This window comes from Arthrobacter rhamnosi (assembly GCF_054510975.1).
In genome coordinates this window covers 30,343-55,947 of sequence record NZ_JBTNDN010000004.1, presented here as the reverse complement: position 1 = coordinate 55,947, position 25,605 = coordinate 30,343, and the positions used below count along the sequence as shown (strand labels likewise).

The following is a 25,605-nucleotide window of genomic DNA, read 5'->3' as shown; positions in this document are numbered from 1 at the left end:
ACTACGCGTGCCTGCGATTCAGTGCCCACCAAGGGTGCCGAAGTGCCCGCCCTGCGGTCCGGCGAAGTCCGGAAGGGGAGGGGACGTCTGCGACGACGACCAGGCACCAGGACGTACCAGCCACCCCGGCCGGTACCGAGATAACCGTCAACAAGCTTCCGGCGGCGCATCGCGCCCGAGCCGAAGCTGAAGAAAGGCAGAAAATGCCAGTCGTAACCATGCGCCAGCTGCTCGACAGCGGCGTCCACTTCGGTCACCAGACCCGCCGTTGGAACCCGAAGATGAAGCGCTTCATCTTCACCGAGCGCAACGGCATCTACATCATCGATCTCCAGCAGTCGCTGGGCTACATCGACCGCGCGCACGAATTCGTGAAGGCCACCGTCGCCCACGGCGGAACCGTCCTCTTCGTCGGTACGAAGAAGCAGGCCCAGGAAGCGATCGCCGACCAGGCGACCCGCGTCGGCCAGCCCTACGTGAACCAGCGCTGGCTCGGTGGAATGCTCACCAACTTCCAGACGGTCTCCAAGCGCATCCAGCGCATGAAGGAACTCGAAGAGATCGACTTCGACGACGTCGCCGGCTCGGGCCACACCAAGAAGGAGCTCCTGCTCCTCAAGCGTGAGCTCACCAAGCTGCAGAGCAACCTCGGCGGTATCCGCAACCTGACCAAGGCCCCCTCGGTCGTCTGGGTTGTCGACACCAAGAAGGAGCACCTCGCCATCGACGAGGCGAAGAAGCTCAACATCCCCGTCGTCGCGATCCTCGACACCAACTGCGATCCGGACGAGGTCGACTTCCCGATCCCGGGCAACGACGACGCCATCCGCGCCGTCAACCTCCTCACCCGCGTCATCGCGGACGCCGTGGCCGAAGGCCTCATCGCCCGCAACAACCGCGCGAACGGTAACGACGCCGCAGCGGCCGAAGAGCCGATGGCCGAGTGGGAGCGTGAACTGCTCGAGGGCGCCGATGCTCCTGCAGCCGAGGCAGCAGCCCCGGCCACCTCCGAGTCGCCCGCCGCCGATCAGGCTCCCGCCGAAGCCGAGGCGCTCGCCGCCGAGGCTCCCGCAGCTGCAGGCCTTCCTGCCGAGGAAGTCTCCTCCAGCGACACCAAGTAGTCCTTATTGCGTAAGGGGTGTGGGTGAAACCACGCCCCTTACGCATGTTCCGCAGGCGATCACCGCGTGACGCCTGCTCCGCGGGCCCAGGCCCGCGGTAGCTCTTCGTAGATCCACATCAACTTAGGAGTTCGTATGGCAAATTTCACTGCCGCTGACATCAAGGCCCTGCGCGAGCGCACGGGCGCCGGCATGATGGACGTCAAGAAGGCCCTCGACGAAGCCAACGGCGACGCCGACAAGGCCCTGGAACTGATCCGCATCAAGGGCCTCAAGGGTGCCACGAAGCGTGAGGGCCGCTCGACCGCCGAGGGCCTCGTCGCCGCCCGCGTCGACGGCAACGTCGGCGTCATGGTCGAGGTCAACTGCGAGACCGACTTCGTCGCGAAGGCCGGCCCGTTCATCGACTTCTCCAACAAGGTGCTCGCCGCCGCCATCGAGTCCGGGGCCGCCGACGTCGAGAGCCTCCTGTCCTTCGAGCTCGACGGCAAGCCCGTCTCCGAGCACGTCATCGAAGCCGGGGCACTGCTGGGCGAGAAGGTCGACGTCCGCCGTATCGCGCGGGTCGAGGGCCAGATCGTCGACGCCTACCTGCACAAGACGTCCAAGGACCTCCCCGCCCAGGTCGGCGTGCTCTTCGCCGTCGAGGGTTCGGGGGACTCCGCTGTCGAGGCCGCGCACGACGTCGCGGTCCACATCGCCGCCTACGCGCCCACGTACCTGACCCGCGAGGACGTCCCCGCCGAGCTGGTCGAGTCGGAGCGCCGCATCGCCGACGAGACCGCACGCGCCGAGGGCAAGCCCGAGCAGGCACTCGCGAAGATCGTCGAGGGACGCCTCACCGGCTTCTTCAAGGAGGGTGTCCTGGTGGACCAGGCATTCGCCAAGGACGCGAAGAAGTCCGTCGCGACGGTCCTTTCCGACGCCAACGCCAAGGCCACGGCCTTCGCACGCTTCCGCGTCGGCGCCTAGGCTCCAGGCCGAGGCCCAGCACGAAACGAAGGGCGGCCGCCATCGGGGTGGCCGCCCTTTCCTGCGCTCGGGAGGCGCCCCGTATCCTGTAACGGGTCCGGCAACATCCCGCACCTCGCACCACCCGCCGTCCGACCAAGGACGGCCGACAACCCAACGCCACGGGAGGCACTTCATGGACACCACTTCCACCGCTCGAACGGGTGGTACCGGAGGCCGGCGCCGGGTCCTCCTCAAGCTTTCCGGTGAGGTCTTCGGCGGCGGCAAGCTCGGCGTCGACCCGGAGACCGTCCGGTCCGTGGCCAAGCAGATCGCGGCCACCGTGGGCGACGTGGAGGTCGCGATCGTGGTCGGCGGAGGCAACTTCTTCCGCGGCGCCGAACTCTCGCAGAGCGGCATGGACCGCTCTCGCGCCGACTACATGGGCATGCTCGGAACCGTCATGAACTGCCTCGCCCTGCAGGACTTCCTCGAGCAGGACGGCGTCGAGACGCGCGTGCAGAGCGCCATCACGATGGGCCAGGTCGCCGAGGCATACATCCCGCGGCGCGCCATTCGCCACCTCGAGAAGGGACGCGTGGTCATCTTCGGTGCCGGCGCGGGCCTTCCCTACTTCTCCACCGACACCGTGGCAGCGCAGCGCGCCTTGGAGGTCCACGCGGACGAGGTCCTGATGGCGAAGAGCGGCGTCGACGGCGTGTACACGGCCGATCCCCACAAGGACCCGACGGCGGAGAAGCTCGACACGCTGTCCTATGACGAGGCCCTGCGCCGTGACATCCGCGTCATGGACCAGACCGCCATGACGATGTGCAAGGACAACAAGCTCGCGATGGTCGTCTTCGGCATGGAGGGCGAAGGCAACGTGACGCGCGCCATCCGCGGCGAGAAGCTCGGGACGCTCGTCACCGTCTAGCCGGGCCGCGTACCCTCGCGGAGCGAGCGGGGCAACGGCGCCCTTCCGGCGCCTGGACATCACGCGTCCCCGCCTGGGGGCTTGAACTAGGATTGAACACTGGAACGGTTGCCGGGCAGCCGACTGCGGACCGAAGGAGACATTGTGATCGAAGAGACCTTGCTGGAAGCCACCGACAAGATGGACAAGGCCGTGGAGGTTGCAAAGGACGATTTCGCCACGGTCCGCACCGGGCGCGCCAACGCCTCGCTGTTCTCCAAGGTGGTGGTGATGTACTACGGCGCTCCCACCCCGCTGCAGCAGCTGGCGTCGTTCCAGAACCCCGAAGCCCGCACACTGCTCATCACGCCGTTCGATCGGGCGTCACTCAACGACATCGAGAAGGCGCTGCGTGATTCCGATCTCGGCGCCAACCCGTCCAACGACGGCAACGTGATCCGGGTGGTCCTGCCCGAGCTGACGCAGGAGCGCCGTAAGGAATACGTGAAGCTGGTGAAGACGAAGGCGGAGGACGCCAAGATCTCCATCCGCAACATCCGCCGCAAGGCGAAGGACGGCATCGACAAGGCGGTCAAGGACGGCGACTCGGGCGAGGACGAGGGCTCGCGCGCGGAGAAGGAACTCGACGCGCTGACCAAGTCCCGCGTCGACCTCATCGACGACCTGCTGAAGCGCAAGGAAGCCGAGCTGCTCGAGGTCTGATGGCAGACCTCGATCCTCCCGGCGCGGGCCTCGGGCGACCAACAGGTCCCGACGCCGGGACAGACACCACCCGCGCAGCCGTCGTCTCGGCCGACGTTCCGCCATCGGGCGCCGTGCACGGTGGTGCCTCGTCCGCCGCGTCACCGGAAGCGTCACCGGGCGAAGTGCCGGGTGCAGTGCCGGGTGCGGGAGACCCCACGTCCGGTGCCGCACCCACCCCCGGACCGCGCAGGGCGAGCCGTGCCGGGCGCGCATCCGGCCACGGGCTGTTCCGGCGTCGCCGTCCCATCCGCGAGCCGGGTAAGCCCTCGCGTGCCGGCCGCAACCTGCCGGCCGCGATCGGCGTCGGCGCGGGGCTCCTGATCCCGGTCCTCGTGGGCCTGTTGTTCTTCCCGATCGTCTTCGTGGGGATCGTCACCCTGTTCGGCGCCGTCGGCGTCTGGGAGATTTGCCGGGCGCTCGAGATCCGGCGCATCCACGTGCCTCTCGTGCCCACCCTCGCCGGCTCCCTGGTCCTTCCGTCCTCCGCCTATTTCGGCGGAGCCGAGGGCCTCGCCGTCGCCGCGGTGTTCTCCGTGGTCGGCCTCTTCCTCTGGCGTTCGCTCGATCCCGCGCCCGATGCCGGGAAGAGCCTCATGGCCGGTGCCTTCACGGTGCTGTGGGTGCCGTTCATGCTGAGCTTCGCGATGCTGCTGATGCGCGGGGAGGGCGGCTTCCTCGTGATCGCGACGCTGCTGCTGCTCGTCGTCGCGAACGACACCTTCGGCTACCTGATCGGGGCGTTCTTCGGGAAGCACGCCATGGCGCCGAAGATCAGCCCCAAGAAGTCCTGGGAGGGTTTCGGCGGGTCGATCGGCGGGGCGTTCGTGGTCGGCGGCCTGTGCGCCGTGTTCCTGCTGGGGCAGCCGCTGTGGATCGGACTGGTGCTCGCCGTCGCCATCGTGGCCTCCGCCACCGCCGGTGACCTCGCGGAATCGATGATCAAGCGCGAGCTCGGCGTCAAGGACATGAGCACCATCCTGCCCGGCCACGGCGGGGTCATGGACCGCCTCGACTCGATCGTCTTCGCGTCCCCGATGGCGTACCTGCTGTCCGTTACATTTGTACCGGGGATGATGTAGCCGCAGGTCAGCGGCGGGAACCCCGGAGCCGGACGGCTCCCGCACGGTCTCACGAAAAATTCGCCAGAAGGACTGACCATGGATGTCGCCCGCCCGGGCAGTTCCCCGTTCGCACGCGTCGGACGCCGGGAGTTCGGCTACAACACGCGCCAGGTGGACCGTTTCCTGACGAAGGCCCGCGCGCACTACGACGCGGAACATCCCGACGGTGCCATCACGAGCAAGGATGTGCGCGGCATGTCCTTCGACCCGGCCCGGGGCGGCTACGAGCCCTCCGCCGTCGACGCCGCGCTGGACCGGCTCGAGGACGTCTTCGCGCAGCGGGAACGCGACCACGTGATCGCCACGGAGGGCGAGGAGGCGTGGCTGCGGACGATCGGACGCACCGCCGCAGTGCTCCGGAGGCGCCTGCACCGGCCCGCGGGGGAGCGCTTCCGCCGTCCGACGAGGACGAAGAGCCCGAGCTACAACGTCGAGGACGTCGACCGCCTGTGCGACGAGCTCCTGCAGTACCTCGAGAACAGCACTCCGATGAGCGTCGACGTCGTCCGCCGGGCCGTGTTCCGGGAGGCCAGGGGCGCGGACGGCTACGAGGAGAACCAGGTGGACTCCTTCCTGGAGCGCGTGGTGGAACTCATGGCGGGCATCGACTGAACTCCGCCTGACGCCCCCGACGTCCTGGCGACCGGCAGGGTCAGTGCGGCTCCGGCGTATGCAGGCGGGCGAGCACGCGGGAGGCGGATGCCGGCCGCCGCCCCGCCGTCGCCCGCGAGACGAGCACCATGGTGAGGAACGCCGTCGGCACGGTCCACAGCGCGGGCTGGTCCAGCACCACCCACCGCTCTCCGGCACCCGGCCCCAGCAGTGCCGATCCCGCGATCGCGCCCCCGCACAGCACCGCTCCGGCGAGCATCCCCGCGACGGCTCCCGCATCCGTCAGCCCGCGCCACCAGATCCCGAGAAGCAGCAGCGGGCAGATGGTGGAGGCCGTGAAGGCGAACACGGAGCCGACGCTGCCGGCCAACGCCAGGCTGTCCGTCAGCAGGGCGAGAACCAGCGGGATGAGCGCCGAGAGGAGCGCCGCCCGCCGGAAGCCGGCGACGCTGCCCTGGAAGAACTCCTGGCTCACCACGCCGGCGAGCGACACCACGAGGCCGCTCGTCGTCGAGAGGAACGCCGCGAAGGCACCGGCGGTCACCAGGGCGGACAGCAGGTCGCCGGCGGCGCCGTCGAAGATGCGGCCCGGCAGCAGGAGGACCGTGGCGTCCGCCGCCCCCTCCGCCGCGAGCTCCGGCATGTGGATCCTCCCCAGGATCCCGTACACGGTGGGGAACAGGTAGAACACGGAGAGCAGGCCGAGGACGATCAGCGTCGTTCGTCGCGCCGACGCGCCGTCGGGGTTCGTGTAGAAGCGGACGAGGACGTGGGGCAGCCCGAGGGTCCCGAACAGGAGCGCGATGACCAGTGAAATGGTGCCGTAGAGGGACGCACCCGCCGTCGCATCGAGGTCGGCGCTGAAGGCGCTCCCGCCTGCCGTGACGGGTTGGCCCTCCGCGCCGAGACGGACGAGGATGAACGCCGCCGGGACCGCGAGGGCCATGAGCTTGAGCCAGTACTGGAAGGCCTGCACGAAGGTGATCGAGCGCATCCCACCGGTCACCACGCTGAGGCACACCACGACGACGACGGCGAGCGGGCCCACCCAGGCGGGGAGGCCCGTGGTGATGCGGACGGTCAGTGCCGCGCCGTGCAGTTGCGGGACGATGTAGAGCCAGCCGACGACGACGACGAGCATGCTCGTCACGCGGCGCACCAGCAGCGAATCGAGCCGCGCCTGCGCGAAGTCCGGGATGGTGTACGCCCCGGAACGGCGCAGGGGAGCGGCGACGAACAGCAGGAGCATGAGGTATCCGGCGGTGTAGCCGATCGGGAACCAGAGGGCGTCCGCGCCGGAGATCATGATGAGGCCCGCGATGCCGAGGAAGCTGGCCGCGGACAGGTACTCGCCGCCGATGGCGGAGGCGTTCCACCAGGGGCGGACGGTGCGCGACGCGACGTAGAAGTCGCCGGTGGTCCGCGAGATGCGCAGGCCGTAGATGCCGATCAGCACGGTGCAGAGCGCGACGAGGACGAGGGCCGTGTAGCCGACGGCGGGGCTCAGCTGCAGGGCCTCGTTGTCCAGGGCGTCAGTCATCGTCCACGAGGTCCTGGAAGCGGCGCTCGTTGCGCGACGCGCTACGGACGTAGAGGACGGCGCAGCCGATGACCAGGGGATAGACCCCGAGGCCGAGCAGCAGCCAGGGGATGGGTACGGTCAGGATCGTCACACCGTTGATCGCGGGGAACAGTGCGAGCAGCACCGGGATGCCGATGAGGATGACCAGGAACCCGCCGGCCACCACGAGGGCGAGGCGCAGCTGCGACCGGATCAGGGACGCGACGAACAGCTGGCCCACCTCGGACTGCTCGGCCATCTCGCGTGCCACGGGGAAGGAAGCCCCGGTGGCGCGGGCGGCCGTCCTGGGGGCGGTGACCCGGACGCGGCGGGGAACCTCCGGACTGTCGTGCATCAGAGGGACTCCTCCCCGGGGAGGGCCGCGGCCGGCAGCGGATGCACGGCCGTCAGTGGCTCGGACGGAGCCGGGTCGCCTCGAGCTTCTCCCGGACGTCGGGAAGGTGCCGGCGGCTGACCGGCAGCTCGGCGTCGCCGACGAAGAGGCTGGCGCGGCCGGCACCGATGCGGACCTTCCGTACCTGGTCCATCGCCACGAGGTAGGAGCGGTGCGTCCGGAGGAACCCGGCTTCGGCCCATTGGCGCTCGAGGTCGTTGAGGGGGATGCGGATCAGGTAGCTCGCCTCGGAGGTGTGGAGGCGGGCGTAGTCGCCCTGTGCCTGGACGTAGCGCACGTCGTCGCGCCGGATCATCCGGCTCACGCCGCCCTGGTCGACGGTGATCACCTCGGGGGCCGCCGTCGAGCCTTCCATGAGCTCGCAGATCCGCCGGACGGACTCCGTGAGCCGCTCGGTCCGGACGGGCTTCAGGAGGTAGTCGACGGCGCGCAGCTCGAACGCCTCGAGCGCCCGGTCCTCGTCGGCGGTGACGAAGACGACGGCGGGAGGACGGGGAAAGCGCGAGACCGCGCGGGCGATGTCGAGCCCGGACAGGGACGGCATGTGGATGTCGAGGAACAGGGCGTCCACATCGTGCTGCTCGAGGGTCCTCAGCGCCTCCGCGCCGCTCGACGCGCGGTGGATCGCGCCGATCCGCGCGTCCTTGCCGAGCAGGAATGCCAGTTCCTCGACGGCGGGGAGTTCATCGTCGGCGATGAGAACATTGACCATGTGTCCTAGGTTACGCGGCTCACGCCTGGTGGTCGGGCTGCGACTTGGGCACCCGCATGGTGATCAGCGTGCCCGCGCCGGGCGCCGTGTCGATGATCAGGCCGTGGTCGTCGCCGTACACCTGGCGCAGGCGCGAGTCGACGTTGCGCAGCCCCACGTGGACCCCCTCGGTGTGGCCCGCGAGGACGGACCGGAGGTGCTCCGGATCGATGCCGACGCCGTCGTCCTCGATGGTCACCTCGGCGAAGGGCCCGACGTCGTGGGCCGTGATGGTAATGTTCCCGACGCCGTCCTTCGAGTCGAGGCCGTGGCGCACCGCGTTCTCCACCAGGGGCTGGAGGCTGAGGAAGGGGATCACGGTGCTGAGGACCTCCGGGCCGATCTCGAGGCGGACCTTCAGCCGATCCCCGAAGCGCGCGCGCTCGAGCAGGAGGTAGCGGTCGATGCTGCGCAGCTCCTCGGCCACCGTGGTGAAGTCGCCGTGGCGGCGGAAGGAGTAGCGCGTGAAGTCGGCGAACTCGACCACGAGCTCACGGGCCCGCTGCGGGTCCGTATTGATGAAGGACGCGATGGCGTTGAGCGAGTTGTAGATGAAGTGCGGGCTGATCTGCGCACGGAGGGCACGTACTTCCGCCTCCGCCAGCAGCCGCCGGGACGAGTCCAGTTCGGCGAGCTCCACCTGCGTGGACACCCAGCCCGCGAGCTCGTTGGTGGCGCGGACAAGTCCGGCGTTGACGTCTCCCGCGAAGGCGCCGACAGTGCCCACCACGCGCTTGTCCCCGCGGACCGGGGACAGCACGAGTTCGCCGAGGCCGGTCAGGCCCGCGGCGTCGAGGCGCTGGCGGCGGAAGATCTGGGTGCGGCCGCTCTCGAGGACCTGCCGGACCAGCGGCATCACGTCGGGTGCGGCCGTGCGCCCGCCGTCCCAGGCCAGCACGCCCGCGTCGTCGCTGATGAGGAGGATGTCGCAGCGCAGGAGTCCGCGCAGGTGGCGTGCCGCCTTCGGAGCCCCGGCCGGCGTGAGGCCCTCGCGCAGGTGCTCGGAGGCGAGGGCGGCCGTGTGGAGCGTGTCGTAGGTGGCGCGGTCGGCGTCGGAGCCGAGATCCCGGTAGGAGCGTGAGAGGCGGAACCCGAGCGAGGCCACGACGGCCAGAGTGATGATGGCGACGGCGCACACCAGCGCGGTGTCGACGGCGGCGCTGAACATGGTTCCAGCCTAGCCTCCGGGCTTTCCACCCGACGGGAGCCCGCGACACCGCCGGGATCAGGAGGGGAGCGGGACGGGAGCGGGGCAGGAGTAGGAGGCGGCGGTCCCGGCACGAACCCCGGGGGCGGCGCTCGCCGCGTCCGCCGACCGTTCGGCGCATCGTGCTGTGCACTCACCGACGGGGTGCGGTGCGCTGCTGGTGACGGTCGTCGTCGTGCCGCACAGTGATGGGAGTCACACCGACGTGCTCTTGTGCGCGGCGACGAGGCCGCGCGGCGGCCGGCGTGACGTCCGATAGAAGGAGGAACAATGGGTTCGCACCCAGTCGAGCCGGTTTCCGGCTCCGGTGCTGCCGTCGACTTCACCGAAGTCCAGCAGACCGAGCAGTTCAAGGACCTGCGCAAGCGCCATCGCAGCTTCGTCTTCCCCATGGCAGTGTTCTTCCTGCTCTGGTACTTCGCCTACGTGCTGCTGGCCGACTACGCGCACGACTTCATGGCGACGCCGGTCTTCGGCAACATCAACATCGGCATCATCCTCGGGCTGCTGCAGTTCGTCAGCACCTTCGCCATCACCATGTGGTACGTCAGCTACGCCAACAGGCGTCTCGACCCCATCGCCGCCAGCATCCGGCATGAGCTCGAGGAAGCGGCACCCGAAGTGTTCATCGACCCAGCAGGCGGAAACAAATGATCCCCATGACCGGGGCGGGCCTCCGCCTGCCACTCCAGACCGCCGAGGCAACGACCGTCGGTTCCCCGATCCTCAACATCTCGATCTTCGGCCTGTTCGTCGCGATCACCCTCGTGATCGTGCTGCGGGCCAGCCGCAACAACAAGACGGCGGCGGACTACTACGCGGCCGGGCGCTCGTTCACCGGCCCGCAGAACGGTACCGCGATCGCGGGCGACTACCTCTCGGCCGCCTCCTTCCTCGGCATCGTCGGGGCCATCGCCATCAACGGCTATGACGGATTCCTGTACTCGATCGGTTTCCTCGTGGCCTGGCTCGTGGCGCTGCTCCTCGTCGCGGAACTCCTCCGCAACACGGGCAAGTTCACCATGGCGGACGTCCTGTCCTTCCGGCTCAAGCAGCGGCCCGTCCGCATCGCAGCTGCGATCACCACCCTGGCGGTCTGCTTCTTCTACCTGCTCGCCCAGATGGCCGGTGCGGGCGGACTCGTCTCGCTCCTGCTCGGCATCAACGACAAACTCGGACAGTCCATCGTCATCACGGTCGTCGGCGTCCTCATGATCATGTACGTGCTGATCGGCGGCATGAAGGGCACCACCTGGGTGCAGATCATCAAGGCCTGCCTGCTGATCGCGGGCGCGTTCGTCATGACGGTCTGGGTCCTGGCGATCCACGGCTTCAACCTCTCCACCCTGCTCGGTGCCGCCGTCGAGACCTCAGGCAACGCGGCCATCACGAGCCCGGGCCTGCAGTACGGCGTCAGCGCCATCACCAGGCTCGACTTCCTGTCCCTGGCGCTCGCGCTCGTGCTCGGGACGGCTGCCCTGCCGCACGTGCTCATGCGCTTCTACACCGTGCCCACGGCCAAGGAGGCCCGACGCTCGGTGGTCTGGGCCATCTGGCTCATCGGCGCCTTCTACCTCTTCACCCTCGTGTTGGGCTACGGCGCCAGCGCACTGATCGGCGCGGACCGGATCAAGGCAGCACCCGGCGGCGTGAACTCCGCGGCGCCGCTGCTGGCCTACGAGCTCGGCGGATCCATCCTGCTCGGACTCATCTCCGCCGTCGCGTTCGCCACGATCCTGGCGGTCGTCGCGGGCCTGACCATCACGGCGGCCGCCTCGTTCGCCCATGACATCTACGCCAGCGTCATCCGCCGCGGCAAGGTGGACCCCGACGGCGAGGTCAAGGTGGCCCGCCGCACGGTGATCGTGATCGGCCTGGTGTCCATCGCCGGCGGTATCGGCGCCCAGGGGCAGAACGTGGCATTCCTGGTGGCGCTCGCATTCGCCGTCGCGGCCAGCGCCAACCTGCCCACCATCCTCTACTCGCTGTTCTGGCGGAAGTTCAACACCCAGGGAGCGGTCTGGAGCATGTACGGCGGCCTCGGCTCCGCGATCCTCCTCATCGCCCTCTCGCCCGTCGTCTCCGGCGGCGAGAAGTCGATGATCCAGGGGGCGGACTTCTCGCTGTTCCCCCTGAGCAACCCGGGCATCGTCTCCATCCCGCTCGCGTTCTTCCTCGGCTGGCTGGGCACCACGCTCTCCAAGACGAAGGAGGACCCGATGAAGCAGGCCGAGATGGAAGTACGGTCGCTCACCGGCGTCGGCGCCGAGAAGGCCACCGACCACTGACGCACACCCGCAGGACGAACGAGGCCGCCCCACCCGGGGCGGCCTCGTTCGTCTTAACTGGTTCGTCGTGGGGGACTACGGTTCCAGGAGCCGGAGGACACCCGCCAGCGCGGCCGGCATGCTCACGTCCGGGTCGTACAGCCACTGGAGCTGGATGCCGTCGAACACGCCGATGATGATACGCGCAGCGTCCTCGGGGGAGATGTCCGCGCGGATCTCACCGCGGCCCTGCGCATCGGCGATGTTCCCGGCGGTCCTCTCGACGAGCCACGCGTAGCGGTTCCGGAAGTAGTCCCTGGCGGCGTGTCCCGGCCGGGTCGCGGTGGCGGATGCCACGGCGAACAGCGCGGTCAGACCGGGATGCTGCTCGTTGCGCTCGGCGATGCCCGGAAGGTCGGCGAGGGCTATCGCCGCCCCGCCGGTCCACGCGGTGTTCTGCTCGTCGCGGTCGGCGAGCACCGCGGTCAGCAGGTCCTGCTTGCCGCTGAAGTAGTGGAACAGTGTTGCTTCCTTGATGCCTGCCCGCTCCGCGACGAGCTTGAGGGTGGTGCCCTCGAATCCCTCGGCGGCGAAGACGTCCGCGGCGATCCTCAGCAGGTCGCGACGCCGTTCGATGCCCTTGGCATAGGTGCCCGGCGCCTTTCCGCTCATGGGTCGAGTGTAAAGGGTGGCCCGCAGCCGCGGCACAAAACCCAGTGTTGCTCGGTTTTGTGTAATCTGGCACACACCAGGACAACCTGTACCCATTACGAAGGAGTAATCATGGGCAAGAATCCGGACGCGGGAACGAGCCGCGGTGCGGCCCCGCGCACGAGTGCAGCAGGCAGGCGACGAGGTCGGGGACCCGTCGCCGCCGTCACCGCCGGTGCACTGCTGGCGACGATCCTCGCATCAGGGTCGGCGGCGAGCGCAGCTCCCCAGCAGAAGGTCCGCCAGCCGGCACTGGACAGCCGGTCCGCGGAGATCATCAGGGTGGATGGGCGGTCCTTCCGCGACCTCGACGGGAACGGCACGCTGACCCCTTACGAGGACTGGCGCCTCAGCCCGGAGGAACGCGCGACGGACCTCGTCGCGCGGCTCTCCCTCGAGGAGAAGGCCGGGCAGCTCATGCACGCCTCCCTGACGGGCAGGGGCACCTACGACCGCGCCGTGTTCTCCCGGCTCCTCGAGGAACGCCACATCACCACGTTCATCTCCCGGCTCGGGGTCGGGGCGGGAACCCTCGCGAGCGAGCACAACGACCTCCAGGCGCTCGCCGAGCAGCAGCCGTTCGGCATCCCCCTGAAGATCAGCACCGATCCGCGCAACGGCTTCACCGTGACGGAGGGGCAGACCGTCTCGAACGGTGACTTCACCCCGTTCCCCGACCCGATCGGCATGGGAGCGGTGGACGATCCGGAGACGACCAAAGCGATGGCCGACATCATCCGCAGGGAGTACCGCGCGGTCGGCATCCACGAGGCGCTGTCCCCGCAGGCAGACCTTGCCACCGAGCCCCGGTGGACCCGTATCAACGGCACGTTCGGCGCCACGGGCGAGGAGGTGCGCGAACACGTCCAGGCCTACGTCGAGGGGATGCAGGGCGGATCGGACGGACTCACCCCGGACAGCGTCGCCACGGTCGTCAAGCACTGGGTGGGCTACGGCGCCCAGGTCAACGGCTACGACAGCCACTACTACTACGGCCGGTACGCGGCGTTCCCCGGCAACAACTTCGAGGAGCACCTGACCCCCTACGAGGGCGCCTTCGCCGCCGGGGCCTCGGGCATCATGCCGACCTACTCGATCCTGCAGGACCTGGAGCGCAACGGGACGGCCGTGGAGCAGGTGGGCGCGAACCACAACGAGTACCTCCTGCAGGACGTGCTGCGCGGGGAGTACGGGTTCGACGGCGTCATCACGTCGGACTGGGGCATCGCCAACGACTGCCCGGCGTCGTGCCTGGCACTCCGTCCGCCGCTGTCCTTCGTCGGAGCACACGGAGCGGGCATGCCGTGGGGCGTCGAGGACCTGACGCTGGCCGAGCGCTACGCGAGCGCGGTGAACGCGGGCGTCGACATCATCGGCGGCAGCGACAAGCCGCAGTACATCCTCGAGGCGGTAGGCCAGGGGCTGCTCGGCGAGGAGCGCGTGGACGAGGCGGCACGGCGCGTCCTGCAGCAGAAGTTCGAACTGGGACTCTTCGAGAACCCCTACGTCGACGTCAGCGCTGCGGAGCGGATCGTCGGCAGCACCAAGTCGGCGAAGGCGGGCGACGCTGCGCAGGCCGCGTCGCTGACGCTGCTGAGCAACGACGGCGTCCTGCCGGTGTCCCGCAGGGACGTCCGGAAGGTCTTCCTCTCCGGGATCGACGCCGACGCCGCCCGCGACGCGGGCTTCACCCCCGTGGCCACGCCTGCGGAGGCGGACCTCGCCGTCGTCCGGCTCGCCGACCCGCGCGGCGGAGCCGACCTGACGGACCTCGACTTCAGCGGTGACGAGCCGGGCTACCAGGCGCTGCTCGCGGCGTCGGATGCAGGCATCCCGACAGTCGCCGTCCCGAACCTCGCACGGCCGCTGATCCTCGGCAACGTCGTCGAGCACGCGGACGCGCTCCTCGCGGACTACGGCGTGTCGGACGGCGTGCTGCTGGACGTGCTGCGGGGCAAGGGGGAGCCGGGCGGGCGCCTGCCGTTCGAACTGCCGTCCTCCATGGCCGAGGTCGAAGCCCAGCTGCCGGACGTACCGAACGACACCGCCCACCCGCTGTTCCCGGCCGGGTTCGGCCTGTCCTACACGCGCAGCGGCCGCTGACCGGTGCGGCGTCCTGGCCGGGAGGTCAGGACGCCGTGCGCGGGCCGCGTGCGAGCAGCGGCTCGACGCGGAAGGGAATGAGCTCGCCCATGGCGAGTGAGGTGTCGCAGCGCTCCACCCCGTCGCACGCAAGGATCTTGCCGTTGATCCGGAAGAGGTCCTCGGCGTCGACGGCGACCACACGGACCAGGATGTCGGCCTGCCCCGTCAGTCCGAACGCCTCGATGACCTCGGGGACGGCGGCGATGCTGCGCGTGATGGATGCCAGCTTCTGCTGCTGCACGTGGACGTGGATGAAGGCGGTCAGCGGGTAACCGAGCGACACGGTATTGATGCGCCGCTCGAAGGAGAGGAAGACCGCCTTCTTCTCGAGCTGGGCCATCCTCGCCTGCACCGTGTTCCGTGACAGCCCCAGCTTCTGCGCAAGGGCGACCACGGTGCGTCGGGGGTCCTTGGCCAGGGCCTGCAGCAGCCGCGTGTCGGTGAGGTCGAGGGGTTGCATAGTGCGCAACGCTAACACGGCCTGAAGGGGCCGAATAGTGCATAGTGCTCAGCCGAGGACAAAACGGTTGTGCCACCTGTTCGGCGTGAGTAGGGTCACAATCACTCCGGGCAACGGCGCCCGGAGCCCCTCCCTACGGGTAACCCGCGGAGGGGTGCCTGCGAGTGTGAAGGTTGCGTGCGATGACCCAGGACGGCGCCCGGACAGGATCGGGATCCACCGGCGGAGACGACGACGCAGGACCGGCGAGCGGGCTGGTCTTCCCCGGCCCCGCCCGCCCCGGCGCGGACGAGCCCGTCCAGCTCATCGACCCCTCCGGGGTCCGCCACCCGCACGCACACTACGACCGTCTCGTGGCCGACGTCGACGGCGCCGCCCTCCAGAAGCTCTACGAGGACATGGTGGTGGTGCGGCGCATCGATGCCGAAGCCACCGCGCTGCAGCGCCAGGGCGAGCTGGCACTCTGGCCGCCGCTCCTCGGGCAGGAAGCCGCCCAGATCGGCTCCGGCCGCGCCCTGCGCTCGGACGATTTCGTCTTCTCCAGCTACCGCGAGAACGGCGTCGCCTACTGCCGGGGAGTGGACCTCGCAGACATCCTTCGTGTCTGGCGCGGCAACGCCTCCTCGGGGTGGGACCCCTACACGATCAACATGGCGACGCCCCAGGTGATCATCGGCGCCCAGACCCTCCACGCCACGGGCTACGCGATGGGCATCATCAACGACGGTGCGGACTCCGTCGCAGTGACCTACTTCGGGGACGGAGCCACGAGCCAGGGCGACGTCAACGAGGCAATGGTCTTCGCCGCGAGCTACCAGGCGCCTGTCGTCTTCTTCTGCCAGAACAACCACTGGGCCATCTCCGAGCCGGTGGGCCTGCAGGCGCACGTGCCGATCGCGCGCCGGGCGCCGGGCTTCGGCATCCCGTCCGTGCGGGTCGACGGGAACGACGTCCTCGCGTGCCTCGCCGTCACCCGCGAGGCCCTCGCCCGGGCGCGCTCCGGCGGCGGCCCCACCTTCATCGAAGCCGTGACCTACCGCATGGGCCCGCACACGACGGCGGACGACCCGACGCGCTACCGCGACCCGAACGAACTCGAGGATTGGGTGGCCCGCGATCCGCTGGCACGGCTCGCCACCCTGCTCGACTCCCTCGGCCTCCTCGGGGCCGACTACACGGATGCGGTGAAGGCCAGGGCCGACGCCATCGCCGCGGAACTGCGCGAGGGCTGCGTCTCGATGCCCGAGCCGGCGCCGTCCGACGTCTTCCGCCACGTCTACAGCACGCCCCACCCCGAGCTCGACCGCCAGCAGGAACACTACGAGCGCTACCTCGCCTCCTTCGACCAGCCCGCACAGGAAGGACACCGCTGATGTCCACCATGACCTTCGGCCGCGCGATCAACGCGGGCCTGCGACGCGCCATGGACGACGATCCCAAGGTGGTCCTCCTGGGCGAGGACATCGGCAGGCTCGGCGGCGTCTTCCGCATCACCGATGGACTGCAGAAGGACTTCGGGGCACACCGCGTGATGGACACTCCGCTCGCCGAGGCGGGCATCATGGGCACGGCCGTCGGCATGGCGTACCGGGGCTACCGCCCGGTCGTCGAGATCCAGTTCGACGGTTTCATCTATCCGGCGTTCGACCAGATCGTGAGCCAGGTGGCCAAGCTGCACTACCGGACGCGGGGCGCGGTGAGGATGCCGATCACCATCCGCGTGCCCTTCGGCGGCGGCATCGGTTCCCCGGAGCACCACTCGGAGTCGCCCGAGGCCTACTTCACGCACACGTCGGGCCTGCGCGTGGTGAGTCCGTCCAACCCGCAGGACGCCTATTCGATGATCCAGCAGGCCATCGCCAGTGACGACCCGGTGCTGTACTTCGAGCCCAAGCGCCGCTACCACGTCAAGGGCGAGGTCGACGAGGCCGAAGACCTGTCGGCGTCGGACATGGGTGCCGCCCGTGTGGTCACCGAGGGACGGGACGTCACGCTGGTCACCTACGGGCCCCTCGTGCCGACGGCACGCGATGCCGCCATCGCGGCGTCCGACGACGGCATCTCGATCGAGGTCATCGACCTGCGCTCGCTCGCACCGATCGACTTCTCCACGGTGGAGGCCTCGGTACGGAAGACAGGCCGGCTGGTCGTCACGCACGAGGCCGCCCGGTCGGGCGGTCTCGGCGCGGAGATCGCCGCCAGCATCACGGAGCGGTGCTTCGACTACCTGGAGCACGCTCCCGTCCGGATCACGGGCTTCGACATCCCCTATCCCTACTCCAAGCTCGAGTTCCACCACCTGCCGGACCTCGACCGCATCCTCGACGGCGTGGACCGCGTGCTGCGCCGGCCGAACTCCCTGAGCGGTCTGGACATGGAAGGACCGGCACGGTGACGGCGGCACCAGAAATGGCACCGGGGATGGCGCCAGGGACGGCGCCTGGCTCGGCGGCACCAGGAACGGCGGCACCAGGAACAGCACCGGGAACGGCACCGGGCCCGGCGGCTTCGGGAACGGGGAGTCGGATCAGGGAGTTCCGGCTCCCGGATCTGGGTGAGGGCCTGACCGAGTCGGAGATCCTCCAGTGGCACGTCGCGGAGGGCGACACCGTCGAACTGAACCAGATCATCGCCGACGTCGAGACGGCCAAGGCCGTCGTCGAACTGCCGTCACCGTACGCCGGCGTCGTGGTGCGCCTGCACGAGGCCGCGGGAACCGTCGTCGACGTCGGAGCGCCGATCGTCTCCTTCGAGGTGACGGGTGACGATGACGCCCCGATGCCTCAGGCCCACCCGTCGGGTTCCTCCTCTCCGTACCCGCCGGCTTCAGCGACCGGTTCAGCGACCGGTTCCGCGACCGGTTCCGTGACCGGCTCAGCGACCGGCTCCGCGATGGGTTCACCGACCGGTTCCGCGATCGCGTACCCGCCGGAGAGCGGCGAAGCGCCCGCGAAGCGTCAGCCCAACCTCGTGGGGTACGGTGCCGCCGTCGAGAAGGGAGGGCGTCCGCAGCGCCGGAGCCGTACGTTCCAGTCCGCGGGGCCCGCAGCCCCCGCATCTTCGGTACCCGTACCTGCGGCGCCGACCGCGTCGCCGATGGCACCTGCGAGTGCGGCAGTGCTGCCCGCAGGCCCGGTGACACCGCCTGCACCGCCCGCGCCGGCTGCGGCCACTGCATCGGCTGGGCGGACTGCACCGCCTGCGTCGCCCATCGCACCTGCGGTTCCGGGAATCGCACGACGCGTGGAGCGGCCGCGGTCCACGCCGCCGGTACGGAAGCTCGCCCGGGACCTCGGAATCACCCTCGACGCCCTGACCGGCACCGGCCCCGGAGCCCTGATCACGCGGGACGACGTCCTTGCCGCGCTCGCGGGCACCGCGGGAAGCCCCGTACCACCGAGCGCAGTGCCGGCAGCGCCGGCGTCACCAGGCGCCGCACAGGCAGCGCCCGTACCCCCGAGCGCAGCGCCGGCGGCACCAGCAGCACCTAGCGCCGCACCGCGAATGCCATGGGCGGCGCCGGCCGGCACTGCGTCCCCGCATGCCTCGGCGGGGGAGACCCGGACACCGATCCGCGGGATGCGGAAGCACACCGCGGACGCCATGGTGGCGAGCGCGTTCACAGCGCCGCACGTGACGGAGTTCCTCACCATCGACGTCACCCCCACCATGGACCTGCTGGCGGAGCTGAAGGCCGCCCGGGCCTTCGAGGGCACGAAGGTGACGCCGCTGACCATCGTGGCGAAAGCGGTGTGCATCGCGATCGCCCGCAACCCTACACTCAACTCGTCGTGGGACGAGGCTGCCCAGGAGATCGTGCAGTACGGGGATGTGAACCTCGGAATCGCCGCCGCCACACCGCGGGGCCTGCTCGTGCCGAACATCAAGGCCGCTCAGGCTCTGACGCTGGTGGACCTCGCCCGGGCGATCGCGACGCTGACGGAGACGGCCCGGGCGGGCAGGACTCCGCCGGCCGACCTCGCGGGCGGAACGGTGTCGATCACCAACATCGGAGTGTTCGGCATCGACGCCGGCACGCCGATCCTGAACCCGGGCGAAGCGGCCATCCTCGCCGTGGGTGCGGTCCGCAGCATGCCGTGGGAGTTCCAGGGCACCGTCGCGCTGCGGTCGGTCCTGACACTGAGCCTGTCCTTCGACCACCGGCTCGTCGACGGCGAGCAGGGATCCCGGTTCCTGGCCGACGTCGGCGCGATCCTCCGGAATCCGGCAATGGTCCTGACGATGGTCTAGCCCTACGGTGGTCCAGCTGGGCAGGTGGTCCAGCTGGGCGGACGGTCCAGCGAGGGCTCCGCGCCGCCGGGGGAACCGCCACGGAGCCCTCGGCGGGAGGTCACGGCAGTTCGAGGATGAGTTCCCGCACCACGGCGCCGCGGGCAGGGGCGAAGCCCTGGGTCTCGCCCACGTGCTGGAAGCCCCAGCGCTCGAGGATCCGAATGGAACTCGCATTGTCGGCCACGGCCCGGGCGCGGATGGGCCGCTGGGTCACCTCGTTGAGGAATTGGCCGACGGCGGCGGTGGTGATGCCCTGTCCCCAGCGGGAGCGGTCGATCCAGTAGCTGATCTCCGGGGTCGCGTCGTGGTGGTAGGCGAGGATGCTGCCCACCACCTCGCCGTCCGAGAGGATGGTGCGCACCGTGATCTTGCTGTCGTTCAGGATGTCCTGCCAGTGGTGGTCGAAGACGCCCCTGTCCGAGGGGTTCTTGGCGCCGAAGGCCGCCATGTGATTGGCGCTGGGATCCAGCTGGTGCGAGAAGAAGGCGTCGATGTCGGAGGCTTCAACGGGACGTAGCGTGATCACAGCGGTACTTTCAGTCGGTGGAGTGGCCGGGCGGGCAGCGCGGCCGATACTTCTCGTGGTTTCAGCGTACTAGGCGACTGCGCATGGGTGGCGGGGGCGCGATTCCGGCGTCATGATTCCGGCGTCACACGGTCAGGGCGGCCCACGCCATGTCCTGCAGCAGGTCCCGCAACGCCCCGAGCTCGCGCCCGGAACTCGTCCCGTGCGCGGTATGGGGGGTGGAATTGATCAGCCCGAACACGGCGTGGACCTTGCGCCGCAGCAGCGACCGGTCGGTGTCCGGGAGGTAGTCGGCGAGTTGGTCCACCCATACCTGCACGTAGCTCCGCTGCAGGGAGCGAACCGTGCGTTCGTCGTCGTGCGGCAGTGAGCCGAGGTCCCGGTCCTGCACGCGGATGACGTCGGCGTTGGTCAGGGCGAACGCCACCTGGAAACGGATCAGCCCCCGGAGCGCCTCCTCCGGGGAGGACCCGCCGTCGGCGACTGCCCGCCCACCCTCCAGCAGGTCTTCGCTGACGCCGGTGAGCAGGGCGGAGAGTACCGACGGCTTGCCGGGGAAGTGCCGGTAGACCGCCGGCCCGCTCACTCCCGCGGCGGAGCCGAGATCCTCGATGGACACCCCGTTGTAGCCGCGGTCGGCGAACAGGTGCGCCGCGGCGTCGAGGAGCGCCGCACGCCGGGTGGCCTTCGCGATGCTCCGGCCCGTCACGCGGTCTTCGGTGGGCAGTGCCTCCATGCAGGTCCTTGTCGTCCGCGGGGGAGTTGTCCCATCATTCTGATGGACAGGCAGGTTAATGACCACTAACCTGAATCGGGTTAGCGTTTGCTAACTGAACAGCATGCGAGGAAGTAGTCGATGGAGACTCTGGCTTCGAAGGTCGATCCGCTCTCAGCGGCGTTCGCGGCGAATTCCGCGGCCCAGGCGGAACTCGTCGGGGACCTGCGGCGCCGGCTCGCCACCGCAGCGCTGGGCGGACCGGAACGCTCCCGGGAGCGCCACGTCGCGCGCGGCAAGCTCCTGCCGCGCGAGCGCATCGACCAGCTCCTCGACGACGGCAGCCCCTTCCTGGAGATCGCACCGCTGGCGGCGAACGGCATGTACGACGACGAGTGCCCCGGCGCCGGCGTGATCGCCGGTATCGGCCTGGTCCACGGGCGCCACGTGCTCGTGATCTCCAATGACGCCACCGTCAAGGGCGGGACGTACTACCCGATGACGGTCAAGAAGCACCTCCGGGCCCAGGAGATCGCCCTCGAGAACAACCTGCCGTGCGTCTACCTCGTCGATTCCGGCGGTGCCTTCCTGCCGCGCCAGGACGAGGTGTTCCCGGATCGCAACCACTTCGGCCGCATCTTCTACAACCAGGCCACCATGTCGGCCCGCAAGATCCCGCAGATCGCCGCCGTCCTGGGCAGCTGCACCGCAGGTGGCGCCTACGTGCCGGCCATGAGCGACGAGACCGTGATCGTCCGCAACCAGGGCACCATCTTCCTCGGCGGGCCCCCGCTCGTGAAGGCCGCGATCGGCGAAGTGGTCACGGCCGAGGAACTCGGCGGCGGCGACGTGCACGCCCGCGTGTCCGGCGTCACCGACCACCTCGCCGAGAACGACCAGCACGCCCTCGAGATCGTGCGGGACATCATCGCGACGCTTCCGCCGCCCGTCCGGTCCGACCCGCACGGGACCTCGGTCCCCGAACTGCCGGTCCTCGAGCCGGCGGTTCCGCAGGACGAGCTGTACGGAGCGGTGCCGACGGACGTCAACGCCTCCTACGACGCGCGGGAGATCATCGCCCGGATCGTCGACGGCTCGCTCTTCCACGAGTTCAAGCGGGAGTACGGCACCACGCTCGTCACGGGCTTCGCGACGATCTCCGGCCACCGCGTCGGGATCGTCGCCAACAACGGCGTCCTGTTCAGCGAGTCCGCCCTCAAGGGAGCCCACTTCATCGAGCTCTGCGACCAGCGGGGGGTTCCCCTGGTCTTCCTGCAGAACCTGTCCGGGTTCATGGTCGGGAAGGACTACGAGGCGGGCGGCATCGCGAAGAACGGGGCCAAGATGGTCACCGCCGTCGCCACGTGCCGGGTCCCGAAGCTGACCGTCGTCGTCGGCGGGTCGTTCGGTGCCGGCAACTACTCCATGTGCGGACGTGCCTTCTCCCCGCGCTTCCTCTGGATGTGGCCCGCCGGCCGCATCTCGGTCATGGGCGGGAACCAGGCCTCGTCGGTCCTCGCGACCGTCCGGCGCGACCAGCTCGAAGCCCGCGGTGAGGACTGGTCGCCCGAGGAGGAGGAGGCGTTCCGGAACCCCATCCGCGACCAGTACGAGGCGCAGGGAAACCCCTACTACTCGACGGCGCGCCTGTGGGACGACGGCGTGATCGATCCGGCGGACACGCGCACCGTCCTCGGCCTCGCGCTCGACGTGTGTGCCAACGCGCCCCTGCCCGACACCTCCTTCGGCCTCTTCCGGATGTGACCCCATGACACCCACCACTTCCTCCCGAAGGGGCTCCTGGCCCTTCGACACCGTCCTCGTCGCGAACCGGGGCGAGATCGCGAGCCGCGTCCTCCGCACGGTCCGTGCGCTCGGCCTCCGCTCGGTCGCCGTTTACAGCGACGCCGACGCCGGGGCCCGGCACGTCCTCGAAGCGGACCTCGCCGTGCGCATCGGTGGGGCATCGCCGTCGGAGAGCTACCTGTCCATTCCCGCCGTGCTCGACGCGTGCCGCCGTACCGGAGCGGGGGCGGTCCACCCCGGCTACGGGTTCCTCAGCGAGAACGCCGCGTTCGCGGACGCACTGCGGGAGCAGGGCATCGTGTTCATCGGGCCCTCCGTCCACGCGCTGGACGTCATGGGGGACAAGATCCGGTCCAAGAACCACGTCGCCGGGTTCGGCGTCCCCGTGGTGCCCGGCGTCGCCGAACCCGGGCTGTCCGACGACGACCTCCTCCGCGCCGCCCGCGACGTCGGCTTCCCCCTGCTCATCAAGCCCTCGGCCGGCGGAGGGGGCAAGGGCATGCACGCCGTGCACCGGCCCGAGGACCTGCCGGAGGCGCTCGCCACGGCCCGGCGTGTCGCCGAGCGCGCCTTCGGCGACGACACGCTGTTCCTCGAGCGCCTCATCGAACGCCCCCGGCACATCGAGGTGCAGGTGCTCGCGGACTCGCACGGCACCGTCCTCCACCTCGGCGAGCGCGAGTGCTCCCTGCAGCGCCGGCACCAGAAGGTGATCGAGGAGGCTCCCTCGGCCCTGCTGGACGAGGCCACGCGCCGCAGGATCGGCGAGGCGGCCTGCAGTGCGGCGCGCAGCGTCGACTACACGGGAGCCGGGACGGTGGAGTTCCTCGTGTCCGATGCCGCCCCCGACGAGTTCTTCTTCATGGAGATGAACACCCGCCTGCAGGTCGAGCACCCCGTGACGGAACTCGTGACCGGCGTCGACCTCGTCGAGTGGCAGATCCGCATCGCTGCCGGCGAGGAACTGCCGCTGGCGCAGGAGGACGTCGTCCTCACCGGTCACGCGGTCGAGGCGCGCGTGTACGCCGAGAACCCCGAGGCAGGATTCCTGCCGTCCACCGGCAGCATCCTGGCACTCACCGAGCCGGCGGGGGAGGGCATCCGCGTGGACAGCTCGCTCCTGGCCGGCGGGTCCGTCTCGTCGTCGTACGATCCGATGCTCGCCAAGGTCATCGCTTGGGGCGCGGACCGCGGGCAGGCACTCGACCGCCTGGACGCGGCGCTCGCCGGCACGGTGGTGCTGGGCGTGGACACCAACATCGAGTACCTCCGCCTGCTCGTGAACGACGACGACGTGCGGGCGGCACGCCTCGACACCACCCTGATCGAGCGCCGGCTCCCGGGCCTGCCCTTCCGGCACGTCACCGCGGAGGAGATCGCGCTCGCCGGCGTGCTGCTCGTCGAGGCCGAACTAGCAGGACTCCCAGGGCCCCGCGGGTCCGCTGGGTCGCCATGGCGTCGCGGCGACGGGTTCCGGCTCGGGGCGGCCCGTCCCCGCACGGTGACGCTCGAACTCGACGGCGGCGCGACGGCGACCGTCCGGCTCCTGCGTGCCGGCAGCGGATGGACCGTGTCCGGCGACGCCGGTCCGGATGCAGCCCTGGCGGTCCGGGTCGACGCCCACGGCGGAGCGACGGTGGACGGCCTGCGGTCGCGCCGGCAGCACGCCGTCCACGGGGACACCGTGTGGCTGGGCGAGGCCGGCTGGTCGGCACGCCTCCGCCGGCCCGGGCGCCGGGAACTGCTCGACGCAGCCCTGTCCCGGATCACCCGCGAGGAAGGATCGGCCGACCCCCAGGTGCGGAGCCCCATGCCGGGCACCGTGGTGTCCGTAGCCGTCCAGGACGGGGCCGCCGTGCAGGCGGGTGACGTCCTCGTCGCGGTCGAGGCCATGAAGATGGAGCACCAGCTCACCGCCGCACTGTCCGGCGTCGTCCGCCTGTCCCTGAAGCCCGGGGACCTCGTCCGCGCACAGCAAGTCGTCGCAACCATCGAGGCCGCCCCGGAGGGCGGTCCCGTACCGATCCCAGAGGAAGGGAACGCAGCATGAACTTCGAACTGAGCGATGAATACCAGGACCTCGTCGACACCGTCCGCGAATTCGCGGACGAGGTCGTGGCGCCGGTCTCCGCGAAGCACGACGCCGAGCACAGCTTCCCCTACGAGGTCGTCAAGCAGATGGGGGACATGGGCCTGTTCGGCCTGCCGTTCCCCGAGGAGTACGGGGGCATGGGCGGCGACTACTTCGCGCTGTGCCTGGCCCTCGAGCAGCTGGCCCGTGTGGACCAGTCCGTGGCCATCACCCTCGAAGCCGGGGTGTCGCTAGGGGCCATGCCGGTCTACCGGTTCGGCACGGAGGAGCAGAAGCAGCAGTGGCTGCCCTCCCTCGCGGCGGGGACGGCCCTCGGCGGGTTCGGCCTCACCGAGTCCGAGGCGGGCTCCGACGCCTCCGGCACGAAGACGATGGCGAGGCTCGAGGACGGCGCCGACGGCCGCGAGTGGGTGATCAACGGGACCAAGGAGTTCATCACGAACTCGGGCACCGACATCACCTCGCTGGTCACCGTCACCGCCGTGACCGGGACCTCACAGCGCCCGGACGGCTCCGTGAAGAAGGAGATTTCCACTCTGCTCGTCCCCTCGGACACGCCGGGCTTCACGGCCGAGAAGGCCTACAACAAGGTGGGCTGGAACGCCTCGGACACGCACCCGCTCACGCTCCGGGACGTCCGCGTACCGGAGGCGAACCTGCTCGGCCAGCGCGGCCGGGGCTACGCCAACTTCCTGCAGATCCTCGACGAGGGGCGGATCGCCATCGCGGCGCTCGCGACCGGTGCGGCGCAGGGCTGTGTGGAGGAGTCGATCCGCTACGCCGGGGAGCGGATGGCCTTCGGCAGCACCATCGGCGCCTACCAGTCCATCCAGTTCAAGATCGCCCGCATGCAGGTCCGCGCGCACACCGCCCGCCTGGCGTACTACGACGCCGCATCGCGCATGCTCGCCGGCAAGCCGTTCAAGACGCAGGCCTCGATCGCGAAGCTCGTGGCCGGTGAGGCGGCCATGGACAACGCCCGCGATGCGACACAGATCTTCGGCGGCTACGGTTTCATCAACGAGTTCGTGGTGTCCAGGCACTACCGTGACTCGAAGATCCTCGAGATCGGCGAGGGGACCACGGAGGTCCAGCTCATGCTGATCGCGAGGGAACTCGGCCTCTCGGCCGGCACCCCCGGGGCGCAGTAGCGGCCCCGCGACACGTAAG

Annotated in this window: 23 protein-coding genes; 15 read left to right on the top strand and 8 right to left on the bottom strand. The window is 69.7% G+C overall.

Features of this window, described 5'->3' with window-relative positions; all coding sequences use genetic code 11:
- The first annotated feature begins 203 nt into the window (after window positions 1–203).
- The 6 genes from rpsB to ACX80J_RS10805 all read left to right on the top strand — a co-directional run bounded on the left by rpsB (window position 204) and on the right by ACX80J_RS10805 (window position 5,486).
- A complete protein-coding gene (gene rpsB, locus ACX80J_RS10830) occupies window positions 204–1,121 on the top strand; it encodes a 30S ribosomal protein S2 (RefSeq protein WP_459347768.1) in 918 nt (305 codons plus the stop codon).
- Window positions 1,122–1,256: 135 nt separating this feature from the next.
- Window positions 1,257–2,093, top strand: a complete 837-nt coding sequence (gene tsf / locus ACX80J_RS10825; protein ID WP_459347767.1) for a translation elongation factor Ts — start codon at window positions 1,257–1,259, stop codon at window positions 2,091–2,093.
- A 175-nt stretch (window positions 2,094–2,268) separates the two neighbouring features.
- A complete protein-coding gene (pyrH, locus tag ACX80J_RS10820) occupies window positions 2,269–3,009 on the top strand; it encodes a UMP kinase (RefSeq protein WP_459345781.1) in 741 nt (246 codons plus the stop codon).
- 144 nt (window positions 3,010–3,153) lie between these two features.
- Window positions 3,154–3,711, top strand: coding sequence for a ribosome recycling factor (frr, locus tag ACX80J_RS10815; RefSeq protein WP_301229937.1), 558 nt, complete (start codon window positions 3,154–3,156; stop codon window positions 3,709–3,711).
- Window positions 3,711–4,832 carry a phosphatidate cytidylyltransferase gene (locus tag ACX80J_RS10810; RefSeq protein ID WP_459345782.1) on the top strand — a complete coding sequence of 374 codons (1,122 nt, stop codon included), beginning with the start codon at window positions 3,711–3,713 and terminating at the stop codon, window positions 4,830–4,832. Before frr ends, ACX80J_RS10810 begins: the two co-directional genes overlap by 1 nt.
- Before the next feature lie 78 nt (window positions 4,833–4,910).
- The gene (locus ACX80J_RS10805; protein WP_459347766.1) at window positions 4,911–5,486 is read left to right on the top strand and encodes a DivIVA domain-containing protein; all 576 of its coding nucleotides are present in this window, start codon (window positions 4,911–4,913) and stop codon (window positions 5,484–5,486) included.
- Between the two features lie 40 nt (window positions 5,487–5,526).
- On the opposite strand, the gene ACX80J_RS10800 is transcribed toward ACX80J_RS10805, so the two are convergent.
- Genes ACX80J_RS10800 through ACX80J_RS10785 form a run of 4 tightly spaced genes read right to left on the bottom strand, consistent with a single transcriptional unit; the run spans window position 5,527 to window position 9,381 of the window.
- Window positions 5,527–6,993 carry a sodium/solute symporter gene (locus ACX80J_RS10800; RefSeq protein ID WP_459347912.1) on the bottom strand — a complete coding sequence of 489 codons (1,467 nt, stop codon included), beginning with the start codon at window positions 6,991–6,993 and terminating at the stop codon, window positions 5,527–5,529.
- A 25-nt stretch (window positions 6,994–7,018) separates the two neighbouring features.
- Complete coding sequence (locus tag ACX80J_RS10795) at window positions 7,019–7,402, bottom strand: DUF485 domain-containing protein (RefSeq protein ID WP_459345784.1); 384 nt, start codon at window positions 7,400–7,402, stop codon at window positions 7,019–7,021.
- A gap of 52 nt (window positions 7,403–7,454) precedes the next feature.
- Complete coding sequence (locus ACX80J_RS10790) at window positions 7,455–8,174, bottom strand: LytR/AlgR family response regulator transcription factor (protein WP_459347765.1); 720 nt, start codon at window positions 8,172–8,174, stop codon at window positions 7,455–7,457.
- A gap of 19 nt (window positions 8,175–8,193) precedes the next feature.
- Entirely contained in the window at window positions 8,194–9,381 is a 1,188-nt protein-coding gene (locus ACX80J_RS10785) for a sensor histidine kinase (RefSeq protein WP_459347764.1), read from the bottom strand.
- A gap of 309 nt (window positions 9,382–9,690) precedes the next feature.
- Here ACX80J_RS10785 and ACX80J_RS10780 point away from each other — a divergent pair, with 309 nt between their 5' ends.
- Both ACX80J_RS10780 and ACX80J_RS10775 read left to right on the top strand, forming a co-directional pair.
- Window positions 9,691–10,074 carry a DUF485 domain-containing protein gene (locus tag ACX80J_RS10780; protein WP_459345787.1) on the top strand — a complete coding sequence of 128 codons (384 nt, stop codon included), beginning with the start codon at window positions 9,691–9,693 and terminating at the stop codon, window positions 10,072–10,074.
- Between the two features lie 5 nt (window positions 10,075–10,079).
- Window positions 10,080–11,708, top strand: a complete 1,629-nt coding sequence (locus tag ACX80J_RS10775; protein WP_459347911.1) for a solute symporter family protein — start codon at window positions 10,080–10,082, stop codon at window positions 11,706–11,708.
- Between the two features lie 75 nt (window positions 11,709–11,783).
- Here the strand turns inward: ACX80J_RS10775 and ACX80J_RS10770 are convergent, their stop codons facing one another.
- Window positions 11,784–12,359: a TetR family transcriptional regulator gene (locus ACX80J_RS10770; RefSeq protein ID WP_459347763.1), complete on the bottom strand. Its 576-nt coding sequence runs from the start codon at window positions 12,357–12,359 to the stop codon at window positions 11,784–11,786.
- Window positions 12,360–12,470: 111 nt separating this feature from the next.
- Here ACX80J_RS10770 and ACX80J_RS10765 point away from each other — a divergent pair, with 111 nt between their 5' ends.
- Complete coding sequence (locus ACX80J_RS10765; RefSeq protein WP_459347762.1) at window positions 12,471–14,501, top strand: glycoside hydrolase family 3 protein; 2,031 nt, start codon at window positions 12,471–12,473, stop codon at window positions 14,499–14,501.
- A 25-nt stretch (window positions 14,502–14,526) separates the two neighbouring features.
- Here the strand turns inward: ACX80J_RS10765 and ACX80J_RS10760 are convergent, their stop codons facing one another.
- Window positions 14,527–15,003: an Lrp/AsnC family transcriptional regulator gene (locus tag ACX80J_RS10760; protein WP_459345791.1), complete on the bottom strand. Its 477-nt coding sequence runs from the start codon at window positions 15,001–15,003 to the stop codon at window positions 14,527–14,529.
- Window positions 15,004–15,185: 182 nt separating this feature from the next.
- On the opposite strand from ACX80J_RS10760, the gene pdhA reads away from it, so the two are divergent.
- Genes pdhA through ACX80J_RS10745 form a run of 3 tightly spaced genes read left to right on the top strand, consistent with a single transcriptional unit; the run spans window position 15,186 to window position 19,254 of the window.
- Window positions 15,186–16,376 carry a pyruvate dehydrogenase (acetyl-transferring) E1 component subunit alpha gene (gene pdhA / locus ACX80J_RS10755; RefSeq protein ID WP_459347761.1) on the top strand — a complete coding sequence of 397 codons (1,191 nt, stop codon included), beginning with the start codon at window positions 15,186–15,188 and terminating at the stop codon, window positions 16,374–16,376.
- A complete protein-coding gene (locus tag ACX80J_RS10750; RefSeq protein WP_459347760.1) occupies window positions 16,376–17,398 on the top strand; it encodes an alpha-ketoacid dehydrogenase subunit beta in 1,023 nt (340 codons plus the stop codon). Before pdhA ends, ACX80J_RS10750 begins: the two co-directional genes overlap by 1 nt.
- Entirely contained in the window at window positions 17,395–19,254 is a 1,860-nt protein-coding gene (locus ACX80J_RS10745; RefSeq protein WP_459347759.1) for a dihydrolipoamide acetyltransferase family protein, read from the top strand. The genes ACX80J_RS10750 and ACX80J_RS10745 overlap by 4 nt, the downstream gene beginning before the upstream one ends.
- Window positions 19,255–19,354: 100 nt before the next feature.
- On the opposite strand, the gene ACX80J_RS10740 is transcribed toward ACX80J_RS10745, so the two are convergent.
- Both ACX80J_RS10740 and ACX80J_RS10735 read right to left on the bottom strand, forming a co-directional pair.
- Window positions 19,355–19,822, bottom strand: a complete 468-nt coding sequence (locus ACX80J_RS10740) for a GNAT family N-acetyltransferase (protein WP_459345795.1) — start codon at window positions 19,820–19,822, stop codon at window positions 19,355–19,357.
- 124 nt (window positions 19,823–19,946) lie between these two features.
- Window positions 19,947–20,558: a TetR/AcrR family transcriptional regulator gene (locus ACX80J_RS10735; RefSeq protein WP_459347758.1), complete on the bottom strand. Its 612-nt coding sequence runs from the start codon at window positions 20,556–20,558 to the stop codon at window positions 19,947–19,949.
- Window positions 20,559–20,678: 120 nt separating this feature from the next.
- On the opposite strand from ACX80J_RS10735, the gene ACX80J_RS10730 reads away from it, so the two are divergent.
- From ACX80J_RS10730 to ACX80J_RS10720, 3 genes are read left to right on the top strand one after another with little or no spacing between them, the layout of a single operon-like run.
- Window positions 20,679–22,301 carry a carboxyl transferase domain-containing protein gene (locus ACX80J_RS10730; RefSeq protein ID WP_459347757.1) on the top strand — a complete coding sequence of 541 codons (1,623 nt, stop codon included), beginning with the start codon at window positions 20,679–20,681 and terminating at the stop codon, window positions 22,299–22,301.
- A 4-nt stretch (window positions 22,302–22,305) separates the two neighbouring features.
- On the top strand, window positions 22,306–24,393 hold the full coding sequence (locus tag ACX80J_RS10725) for an acetyl/propionyl/methylcrotonyl-CoA carboxylase subunit alpha (protein ID WP_459347756.1): 2,088 nt from the start codon (window positions 22,306–22,308) through the stop codon (window positions 24,391–24,393).
- Complete coding sequence (locus tag ACX80J_RS10720) at window positions 24,390–25,586, top strand: acyl-CoA dehydrogenase family protein (RefSeq protein WP_459347755.1); 1,197 nt, start codon at window positions 24,390–24,392, stop codon at window positions 25,584–25,586. The genes ACX80J_RS10725 and ACX80J_RS10720 overlap by 4 nt, the downstream gene beginning before the upstream one ends.
- The last annotated feature ends 19 nt before the right edge of the window (window positions 25,587–25,605 follow it).